The sequence below is a fragment of the Pleomorphomonas oryzae DSM 16300 genome, assembly GCF_000422965.1.
Classification (GTDB): domain Bacteria; phylum Pseudomonadota; class Alphaproteobacteria; order Rhizobiales; family Pleomorphomonadaceae; genus Pleomorphomonas; species Pleomorphomonas oryzae.
In genome coordinates this window covers 1-8,228 of record NZ_AUHB01000028.1, presented here as the reverse complement: position 1 = coordinate 8,228, position 8,228 = coordinate 1, and the positions used below count along the sequence as shown (strand labels likewise).

16 protein-coding genes are annotated in these 8,228 nt (G+C 60.6%); all 16 read left to right on the top strand.

From position 1 onward, the window contains the following. Nucleotides 1-491, top strand: a 491-nt coding sequence (locus G522_RS30340) for a hypothetical protein (protein WP_026793185.1), incomplete at its 5' end; no start/stop codon positions are given. Beyond that, the gene (locus G522_RS0123945) at nucleotides 488-1,108 is read left to right on the top strand and encodes a hypothetical protein (RefSeq protein ID WP_026793184.1); all 621 of its coding nucleotides are present in this window, start codon (nucleotides 488-490) and stop codon (nucleotides 1,106-1,108) included. The genes G522_RS30340 and G522_RS0123945, both read left to right, overlap by 4 nt. Further along, nucleotides 1,105-1,488: a hypothetical protein gene (locus G522_RS0123940; protein ID WP_026793183.1), complete on the top strand. Its 384-nt coding sequence runs from the start codon at nucleotides 1,105-1,107 to the stop codon at nucleotides 1,486-1,488. The genes G522_RS0123945 and G522_RS0123940 overlap by 4 nt, the downstream gene beginning before the upstream one ends. Nucleotides 1,489-1,610: 122 nt before the next feature. Beyond that, entirely contained in the window at nucleotides 1,611-1,985 is a 375-nt protein-coding gene (locus tag G522_RS0123935) for a hypothetical protein (protein ID WP_026793182.1), read from the top strand. A 2-nt stretch (nucleotides 1,986-1,987) separates the two neighbouring features. Then, complete coding sequence (locus G522_RS28545) at nucleotides 1,988-2,203, top strand: hypothetical protein (RefSeq protein ID WP_036840816.1); 216 nt, start codon at nucleotides 1,988-1,990, stop codon at nucleotides 2,201-2,203. An 8-nt stretch (nucleotides 2,204-2,211) separates the two neighbouring features. Then, entirely contained in the window at nucleotides 2,212-3,117 is a 906-nt protein-coding gene (locus tag G522_RS0123930; protein ID WP_026793181.1) for a hypothetical protein, read from the top strand. Between the two features lie 97 nt (nucleotides 3,118-3,214). Continuing rightward, complete coding sequence (locus G522_RS0123925; protein ID WP_026793180.1) at nucleotides 3,215-3,493, top strand: hypothetical protein; 279 nt, start codon at nucleotides 3,215-3,217, stop codon at nucleotides 3,491-3,493. Between the two features lie 11 nt (nucleotides 3,494-3,504). After that, entirely contained in the window at nucleotides 3,505-3,921 is a 417-nt protein-coding gene (locus tag G522_RS0123920; protein ID WP_026793179.1) for a hypothetical protein, read from the top strand. Next, complete coding sequence (locus G522_RS0123915; protein WP_084633380.1) at nucleotides 3,914-4,177, top strand: hypothetical protein; 264 nt, start codon at nucleotides 3,914-3,916, stop codon at nucleotides 4,175-4,177. The genes G522_RS0123920 and G522_RS0123915 overlap by 8 nt, the downstream gene beginning before the upstream one ends. Nucleotides 4,178-4,245: 68 nt before the next feature. After that, nucleotides 4,246-5,307: a hypothetical protein gene (locus tag G522_RS0123910; protein ID WP_026793177.1), complete on the top strand. Its 1,062-nt coding sequence runs from the start codon at nucleotides 4,246-4,248 to the stop codon at nucleotides 5,305-5,307. A 124-nt stretch (nucleotides 5,308-5,431) separates the two neighbouring features. Beyond that, nucleotides 5,432-5,794 (top strand): hypothetical protein, encoded by a 363-nt coding sequence (locus G522_RS0123905; protein WP_026793176.1) that lies wholly within the window; start codon nucleotides 5,432-5,434, stop codon nucleotides 5,792-5,794. Continuing rightward, nucleotides 5,791-6,042 (top strand): hypothetical protein, encoded by a 252-nt coding sequence (locus G522_RS0123900; protein ID WP_026793175.1) that lies wholly within the window; start codon nucleotides 5,791-5,793, stop codon nucleotides 6,040-6,042. Before G522_RS0123905 ends, G522_RS0123900 begins: the two co-directional genes overlap by 4 nt. 814 nt (nucleotides 6,043-6,856) lie before the next feature. Next, nucleotides 6,857-7,111 (top strand): hypothetical protein, encoded by a 255-nt coding sequence (locus tag G522_RS0123885; protein WP_026793173.1) that lies wholly within the window; start codon nucleotides 6,857-6,859, stop codon nucleotides 7,109-7,111. 5 nt (nucleotides 7,112-7,116) lie between these two features. Continuing rightward, nucleotides 7,117-7,353: a hypothetical protein gene (locus tag G522_RS28540; protein ID WP_036840811.1), complete on the top strand. Its 237-nt coding sequence runs from the start codon at nucleotides 7,117-7,119 to the stop codon at nucleotides 7,351-7,353. Next, a complete protein-coding gene (locus G522_RS28535; RefSeq protein ID WP_036840810.1) occupies nucleotides 7,353-7,619 on the top strand; it encodes a pyocin activator PrtN family protein in 267 nt (88 codons plus the stop codon). The genes G522_RS28540 and G522_RS28535 overlap by 1 nt, the downstream gene beginning before the upstream one ends. 12 nt (nucleotides 7,620-7,631) lie before the next feature. After that, complete coding sequence (locus G522_RS28530) at nucleotides 7,632-8,066, top strand: DUF2493 domain-containing protein (protein ID WP_051229197.1); 435 nt, start codon at nucleotides 7,632-7,634, stop codon at nucleotides 8,064-8,066. Nucleotides 8,067-8,228: the final 162 nt, after the last annotated feature.

Sequence of the window (8,228 nt, the reverse complement as noted above, 5' to 3'; positions counted from 1 at the left end):
GCATTTTGAAATTTGTCGTCAGTCAGCCTCGCCCACCACGCGAGCCGCGTACAGATATCCCCGAGCGTAACCGGAAGATCGTAGCCGCTATCATAGAGCACAATTACACGCTCGAAAGCGTCGCCGCCGTCACCGGCTACAACAAGTCATCAATCGACAAGATCGTAGCCGGGAAATCCGTTCGAGAACGGACAATTGCCGATTTCGAGGGTGCTCTAGGCCTCCCACGCGGCGGCTATGAGCTAACGCCACGGGGCCGCGCAACGCTCCGCCGACTTTTGGAGCTTCATGAGAAATATCCCGACAACAAGACGTGGGGTTTCCCGTCCAACAACCTAGGCGGCTGCAACACCTCTGCGTGCCGAAAGAACCTTGAAGCATTGGGGTTGGTCCACATCCGCCGTAGCAACGGGATCAGCCGGGGCTTCCGCTACATGCTCACTGACGCCGGCTTTACCGAGGCTCGCAAGCTGAAGGAGCGCCGGAAATGAGGACGAAGCCATTCAAAAAGCCAATCATCGCCATCGAAGGGCACCCGAACACATGGTTTTCTGGTGCCCAGATGACCCGCGATGAAGCGCGGGAGCTGTTCGACTACCGACATGATGGGCGTCTTTTTTGGCGAGACCGAGAAGGTCGCAGATCACCGGAAGCCGGTAGCGAGTTTTACCGCAAGCGGCTGGATATTGGCCCGATCTGGACCATTCAGCTCGGTAGCCGGGCGGCTGTCACCCGCTACATGCGCCGATATCTGGTGTGGAACTGGCACTTCGGGATGACGGATAGAGTGTTGCTCCCGGCCAATGAAGACACGCTGGATGATCGTATCGACAACATCATTCTCGGTGGCCTCATCTCAGAAATGGGCGAGGCAGACCAAGCGCAGATCAACCGTCTTGTTCTGGAAAAACGATCGGCCGCCGCTATCGACTTCGCCCTTGACTATTGCGGCGACGGGGACGGCGGGCCGGAGGAAGGAGCGCAATTCCTCAACGCTTGGCGTGACGGTGAATGGGGCGTCATCGCTGAGGAGTGGCCCGACTTCGATCTGACGAAAGCCGGGCTGACGCCGGAAACAATCGCCGCGCTGAAGGAGCCGCGCCCATGAACTGGATCAATCTCGTCATGTGGCTCGCCGCAGGGATCTATACCGGCAAGCTGCTCAGCGATCGCCGCGCGCTTCGGGCGCTGGTCAGCCACAAGGAAAGCGAGAACGACCGTTTGCACCACATGCTTTCATGGGCGCGAACGGCCCTTGCGCAGCATGACCACGCCATCGACGCGCACGCTGCCGCTATCAACTTCGCCATCGACCGTTGCCACTACTCACACGGTCTCATGCCGAACGATATCGCCGGTTTCCTCAATGCTTGGCGATGCGGCGAATGGGGCCGGATCGTCGAGGATTGGCCAGACTTCGACCTGACCACCGCAGGTCTCACAGCCGAGACAATCGCCGAGCTGAAGGAGGTCGGCTCGGATGGGTGATAGGTCCGCGCGACAGGAAAAAAACCCATCGCCCCCTACTCCCTAACACGGCGGCGCGGAGTCGATGAATACCGCGATCCGCGCCCCGCATTGAATGCGACGACAGCTCACAGTGAGGAACAATGACCACCAAATACATCCGCATCACTCAAGAGGGTGTCACGTTCGACCTATCCCCCGAGGCCCTGGAGGCGATCCTGAAGGAGCAGGGATTTCGCCTTATTCAGTCCGACCGGCTCCTGTTCGTAAAGTATGAATCTGGCGTCCCGTTCACTGATGTCGCGTTCCGGAAGAAGGCCGACCAAGACAAGATCGAGGCCGACAACGTCGCCGCTATCGCCGAGAACATCGGCTATCAGCTCCTCAACGTCGGCGCGATCACCATCACCCGAGAAGACAAGAAGGTGACCTTCGCCGCCCCGGCGCTTCGCCAGTGGACGGGTACGCTGGTGTTCGTGTCACCGAACGCCCGGCCGGCAGACAGCGAGGTCAACTGATCATGACCACCATTTCACCAACCATCGCCGACTTGCTGGACAGGATCGAGGAGCATTGTGCGAAGCGAGGCATAGCCGAAACAACCTTCGGCCGACACGTCGTCAACGATGGGAAATTCGTCGGGCGGCTACGCTCAGGAGCCTCGCTCACCGTCCGAATACTGGAGAAAGTGGAGAAAGAACTAGAAAATCGGTCTTTCCCGTATAAAAAACACTGAGGATCACCATGAAAAAGAAGTTCGTCGATAAGGTGTTTCGCCGCTCATCAATCGATATCATTGACAAGGCAAATGAGATCATCAGCGAGTACCAAGACCAAGGGTTCACGCTCACGCTTCGTCAGCTTTATTATCAGTTCGTCTCCCGAGACCTGATCAAGAACCAGCAAACAGAATACAAGCGCCTCGGTCAGATCGTAAGCGATGCCCGACTTGCCGGGCTGATCGACTGGAACGCTATCGAGGATCGGACGCGGTTTCTGCGCAGTCATTCTAGCTGGTCCACTCCGGCTAGCTACCTGAACGCCGCCGGGTATGCCGAAGACCTTTGGGCGTCGCAGCCCTTCTATGCAGAAGTCTGGATCGAGAAAGACGCCCTCGTTGGTGTCATCCAGCCGGTTTGCGAGGAGTTGCGCCTTCCTTACTTCGCGTGCCGTGGCTACACGTCGCAATCTGAGCTTTACGAGGCCGGCCGCCGGCTGGCGTCACGCTCGCGTGGCGGGAAGCGTGTCATTATCCTGCATCTTGGCGACCACGACCCGAGCGGCATCGACATGACTCGCGATATCACCGATCGCGTTTCCATGTTTGCCGGCTTCTCCTCCATTGACATCCGCCGGCTCGCCCTGAATTGGGAACAGGTCGAAGAGTACAGCCCGCCGCCGAACCCCGCCAAGGACACCGACAGCCGGCACGCCGCCTATGTTGAGCAGTTCGGCGATAGCTCGTGGGAGCTTGACGCGCTTGACCCGAACGTCATTTCCGATCTCATCCGCGACGAGATCGACAACGAACGCGATCAGGACGCATGGGACGAGGCCGAGCGCCAGGAGGAGGCAACGCGCGATCACCTTCAGGCCTTCGCCGATCGCTTTGACGAGCTGTCACGGTACATCGACGAAAACCCGCTTTAATGCCCCGCCCCTAGTGTTGCGATTATCGCACGAGCCATCTTGACGAGCCGTTTAAACGGTATTATGTTGTGATTATCGCAACACGAGGGGTTTGGTTATGGCTAACATCATCCGCGAAGCAATCACTTCCGCCCGCAAGAGGACAAAGGTTTTCGGCGGGTCCTGTGCCGTGTCGGTGAACAACATCGTCATCGCCTACTACAGCCAGGAAATCGGCGTCATCCGCGCGGAGCGCTGGCTAAACCTTGGCCCCATGTTCGCGCTCGGCGACCTGACTTCAGAAAATAAGGGGATGATTTTCAGCCGCCGCGCCGTTGTCCGCAACGCACGCTTCATTCGCCTCGCCGGTCGTGGCGTCGTCCGTCTCCCCCGCTGAAAGGTTCCGCCATGGCCAAGGCTTTCAAAAAGGGCGATCTCGTCACCCTGATCAACAATTGGGACGGGCGCGGCACCTTCTCTATCCAGCACGCCGTTGTGTACTCATGCGGCGCTAAGCGGATGGTCCTCACCGACGAGCAGACAGGCGAGGAGATCGGCCGCAATTTTCAGCCGGTTGTCGGCCGTGGCTGGGCTCTGGAGCACGTGTTCCCCCGCATGGCGGAAGAGAACGCCCGCGCCATCGCTCTGGAGCTTGGCGCATCGGTTGTCATGACCGAAGCCGTCCGCATCCAGTCCAACCGTGATCGCTTCCCGGACTCGTATTCGGCCGAGTACACCGCCGGGCAGCTTGCCCGGCTCCACGAGCCCCGCGCCGCCTTCATGTCTGAGCTTGTCGCGGAAATAAGAGCCAAGCTCAATGCCTGACAACCCGGCCGGCTTCGACCGCCCCCCTTCACCGCGCGCCGGAGCGTCCGACGCGTCGCCAAGGAGGATGATGATGGCAAAATCGAAGCGCACGCTTTCAGAACGTATCGCCGATGCCGACGACAGAGGCGGCCGCTACCTTGCAGACGCTAACGAGGCAGTAGAGCGAGGGAATCGGCAGAAGGCGGAAAAGCTCTACGAAAAAGGTCAGTACTGGCTTGACCTATCAAACAAGCTTCGTGGGTGCGGCGAATGACGCCCCGGCGCGCCGGCCGCGATCGGCCGGCGACCCCGAGCGCCAATGCTCGAATGGAGTTATCCCCCATGATCACACTGAAGGAATTGGCCGAAGAGCTTCGGACTATCGTCAGTATACCGTCTATCAGCGTCGCTGAAAACGCCAGGATCGCCGCTATCGAGGCCTTGGCTGAATTCGCCCTTTACGAGAACGATGCCGAGCGGTCGCGGCCGATCGAGGTTGCCCCGTCCTCAGTTCCCCTGCATGCCATGATGTTCGGGGAAGCCCTGCGCACCGCCGACGCCGACGCCACACAGGCCGGCCCTTCCGATAATTTGAGCAAGACCGAAGACGCGGGTTTGTCCATCTCGATCGGCCGTTCATACGAGGACGGATATGGTGGCCGCATCCGCATCGACGGCAAGTCCGTCTCGTCTGGTCTCATTTCACCGTTCCGTGGTGACAATCGCCTGTTCTATTCGAGCAACGGCCGCTGCAATGGCTATGACCGAAAGCTTGACCTTGTTCGCGAGGTTGCGGACGCTGAGCAAATACGGCCGGTTGACGGAGATGACGAGATCGAAGCCCCCGGCGAGGGCTGGACGCCAGACCCCAACTCCCGTCTCCTGACGAAGGGTGAAGCCGCCGCACTCCGCGCCGCCGCCGCGTCAGCCTCTCCGCTCGCAACTGAGACGGCCGGCGTCGTCACGTTCCACGAGCCCGAGGGGCGCGAGCCGTTCGATGAGCCTAACTCCTTGGTCGAAGTCGTCACGTTCAACGAACCACAGGATGTTTACCGCTCCAACGAGCCGGATTGCCTCGTTGAGGATCTTGATGGTCAGCTCGTGGCGGGGCTGGCCCCGGTTGCTGACGTTACAGCAGATCGGCCGGCGCACCCCGTTCTGACCGAACCGCTTCAGGTTGGTAAAGAGTACTTCAGGCGGGGCGGAGGAACGGTGAACATCGTCGATTTTAACGAGGCACGGGGCCTAACCTATCCGTACCGCGACGAGGACGGAAAATCCTACACGAGATATGGGTCCTACCTAAAGGAAGACCCATCAGCCGACGACCTCGTGAAGCTCGTCACTTCGGCTGATGGAGATGCACCCCCTCACGAAATCGCGGGAAGCAAATCAAACTACTGACCGATCAATCTGACACGAGCCCCGCCCTTAGCACGGCGGGGCTTTTGCGTTTTTCGCAACACACCACTTGACGCATGCTTAAGCGCGCTCTATGTTGTGCATATCGCAACACGGAGCAACGCTCATGACCCCCGCCACCCTCGACGCGCTAAAGGCATCAATCGTCAAGTGGGACAACAACACCCACGCCATGACGCCGGCAGACGCGAAGGTCTCGGGAGACACGTGCCCGCTTTGCGCTCTGTTCTACGATGAGATGGACCCGGCGGCTGATGATGAGGACAACGCCCGTTGTCACGGGTGCCCGATCAAGGCGCGCACCGGTCATAGCAACTGCCATTCCACGCCGTGGATGGACGCATGGAATGCGAAGCATCAGTGGATCAGCAATCCCAACTACGCCCCAGCGTTCATCGCCGCCGCCGTACGGATGCGCGATCATCTGATTTCCCTCCTGCCGGCCGACAGTGAGGAGCGTGCGGCATGAGGTACGTCTACGCCCTCACCCCGCGCGAAGCGTCCGAGGACAACGTCTGCCACCTTCAGACCCGGTCCTATCACCAGAACACGGCGACCATTTCATTCCGCATCGCCGCCATCAGCAAGAACGAACCACCGACCGAGGACGACATCTTACACCTGGGCATGCTGGAGGCGCTTGCCTCCGAGTATGCCGACGAGGCGGTGACAGCTCTTGAAACGCATATGGAGGAGTTTCCGCGATGCAGATCATAAGAGACATCGCGGCACTCGCCGCCGTGTTGCTGTTTGGCTTCGTGGTCTCGCTGTTGCTCGCGGCTCTGTCCACCCCGGTCCCGGTTTGACGCCATGGCCGACCACATCGCCCTTACCCCTCACCTTACTCGCGAGCCGAACCACGACGCCCTGGTCGCGACGTTCATCGGGCAAGCCCATATCGCGGGGACCGGCCCGGAAGGTGCCACCTGTCGCGAGTGCCGTTTCTGGTGCGAGCCAGACGGAGAGGGCACCATCGGGGTTCTCTGGCTCCGATACTCTCCGCGCCACAAGACCAAGGCCGGCGACCTTAAGCGCCATCGGTGCCGCTACCGCATCCCGAACAAGCCGCGCCGCCGTGTCCCCCACGACGCGAAAGCGTGCCGTTTCTTCGATCGCAACCCTTCCCCGCCTCCGGTGACCGTATGACCATCTTCGCCTCAGTTGCGACGTTTTCCCGAGGGGGGCGTCCGATTTTTCTCCCGCCACGCCGAGAGGTCGCCATATCCGCGACACAGGCCCGTAAGGCGGCAACGACCCATTGGCAGCGCCAAGAGGACAAGAGCACGACGCTGTTGCGCGTGTACGTCGTCAACTCTGAGGGCCGATCTGTGTCCATCGCGGAGCACGAGCCAAACCGCCGAGGCTGGAGGTCGCGCCGCGTCACCCCAAAGGAAGCAACCAAGCTCCCGCACCTCGCCGCCGCACTGGCGGAAACTGGATATGACGCCGCCGCTGTCGAAGAAGCCCCGCCGGCTGTCCTCGTAATCAACGGGTGGACATACCGCCGTGATCCCGAGCCGGAGGATTTGTGATGGCAATGAAGAACTACTTCCCTCCAGACGAGCCCCTTAACCGCAAGATGACACCAGCGCAGGAAGACCTTTTGCGCCGCGTCGTCCGTACAAACGGCGGTGGCGTCAGCGGTTTCCGCGAAAAAGACAGCGTCATCGACGGCCTCATGAAACGCGGCATGATCCAGGGGAAGCGGGGCCAAGAGTACATGATTGTTCACACGAAGCGCGGCTTGCAGTGGGTGCGAGACAACCCGCCGAAGCCCAAGGAGTGAAGACGATGGGAAAGACGCCGGCCGAAACCGCAACGTCGATCATGGAGAACGATTGCGCCCGCCGCCTGTCGAAATTCGACAAGGCCTATTTGGCCGGGATGATCGAGGCGGAAATCATGTCGGAGCGCGATGGATGCGCCCAGACTGCCGAAGAGACCATTCCGGACGGAGCGCCGCTTTCCAGGCAGCGCATCGCCCATCGCGCAGCCCTCCAGATCGCCCAGGCAATCAGGGGCCGGTGATGAACACCACCTTCCTTCTCATGGCGCAATACGACGGCCGGGCCGTGGTGCCCGTCGAGGCGGTTTGCCGCGACTATTTCTCGCACCTGACCGTGGTCGAGTTCATCCGGAAGACGACGGCAGGTCAGATCGACATTCCAGTCATAGCCATCGAGCAGAGCCGCAAGGCCGCCCGTGGCGTGCACATCAAAGACTTGGCGGCATGGATCGACAAGCGAGCCGAAGCCGCCCGGAAAGAGGCCGACCAGCTGGCCGGCAGAAGATAGGGGCAGCACATCATGACCCGCGTTCTCGTATGCGGCGGCCGTACCTATGGTGTCGTTCCGCCGCGCACCCCCAAAGACAAGTTGGCGCAGGCCGAAGCAACCGCCACTTCGCAGCGTTGGCGTCTTGAAGAAGTTCTTGACGCGGCCGTGACTCGCCTCGGCTTGTCCGTCGTGATCGAGGGGGAGCAGGCAGGGGCCGACACCTTGTCCAGCCAATGGGCGCAGCGGCGCGGGATCGCCGTCGAGCCGTTCCCCGCCGATTGGGATCGCTACGGGAAAACAGCCGGTCCGATCCGCAACGCCCGCATGCTCGCTGAGGGCAGGCCAGACGTGGTCATAGCCTTCCCCGGCCGCTTCGGAACTTGGGACATGGTCGACAAGGCAACGCGGGCCGGTGTCCGTACCATCATCATTGACCGCGCCCAATGGCCTAACGAAAGGAGGTGATCGCCACGCCGCTTGATGACGAGTTTCCCGTCCATCGACCCGGCTACAAGCAATTTGGCCCCCGTTTCGGCGGGGCCTTTGTCTTTAGAACAACGCAAAGACGATCTCGGCTAACCCCATTGCCGGCCAATGTATTTCCAGTCAGTTCGTCCAATCGAGCAT

Excerpts from the sequence above, each read along its gene's own strand:
- G522_RS0123945 (WP_026793184.1), top strand. The coding sequence starts at position 488 with ATGAGGACGAAGCCATTCAAAAAGCCAATCATCGCCATCGAAGGGCAC.
- G522_RS0123940 (WP_026793183.1), top strand. The coding sequence starts at position 1,105 with ATGAACTGGATCAATCTCGTCATGTGGCTCGCCGCAGGGATCTATACC.
- G522_RS0123935 (WP_026793182.1), top strand. The coding sequence starts at position 1,611 with ATGACCACCAAATACATCCGCATCACTCAAGAGGGTGTCACGTTCGAC.
- G522_RS28545 (WP_036840816.1), top strand. The coding sequence starts at position 1,988 with ATGACCACCATTTCACCAACCATCGCCGACTTGCTGGACAGGATCGAG.
- G522_RS0123930 (WP_026793181.1), top strand. The coding sequence starts at position 2,212 with ATGAAAAAGAAGTTCGTCGATAAGGTGTTTCGCCGCTCATCAATCGAT.
- G522_RS0123925 (WP_026793180.1), top strand. The coding sequence starts at position 3,215 with ATGGCTAACATCATCCGCGAAGCAATCACTTCCGCCCGCAAGAGGACA.
- G522_RS0123920 (WP_026793179.1), top strand. The coding sequence starts at position 3,505 with ATGGCCAAGGCTTTCAAAAAGGGCGATCTCGTCACCCTGATCAACAAT.
- G522_RS0123915 (WP_084633380.1), top strand. The coding sequence starts at position 3,914 with ATGCCTGACAACCCGGCCGGCTTCGACCGCCCCCCTTCACCGCGCGCC.
- G522_RS0123910 (WP_026793177.1), top strand. The coding sequence starts at position 4,246 with ATGATCACACTGAAGGAATTGGCCGAAGAGCTTCGGACTATCGTCAGT.
- G522_RS0123905 (WP_026793176.1), top strand. The coding sequence starts at position 5,432 with ATGACCCCCGCCACCCTCGACGCGCTAAAGGCATCAATCGTCAAGTGG.
- G522_RS0123900 (WP_026793175.1), top strand. The coding sequence starts at position 5,791 with ATGAGGTACGTCTACGCCCTCACCCCGCGCGAAGCGTCCGAGGACAAC.
- G522_RS0123885 (WP_026793173.1), top strand. The coding sequence starts at position 6,857 with ATGGCAATGAAGAACTACTTCCCTCCAGACGAGCCCCTTAACCGCAAG.
- G522_RS28540 (WP_036840811.1), top strand. The coding sequence starts at position 7,117 with ATGGGAAAGACGCCGGCCGAAACCGCAACGTCGATCATGGAGAACGAT.
- G522_RS28535 (WP_036840810.1), top strand. The coding sequence starts at position 7,353 with ATGAACACCACCTTCCTTCTCATGGCGCAATACGACGGCCGGGCCGTG.
- G522_RS28530 (WP_051229197.1), top strand. The coding sequence starts at position 7,632 with ATGACCCGCGTTCTCGTATGCGGCGGCCGTACCTATGGTGTCGTTCCG.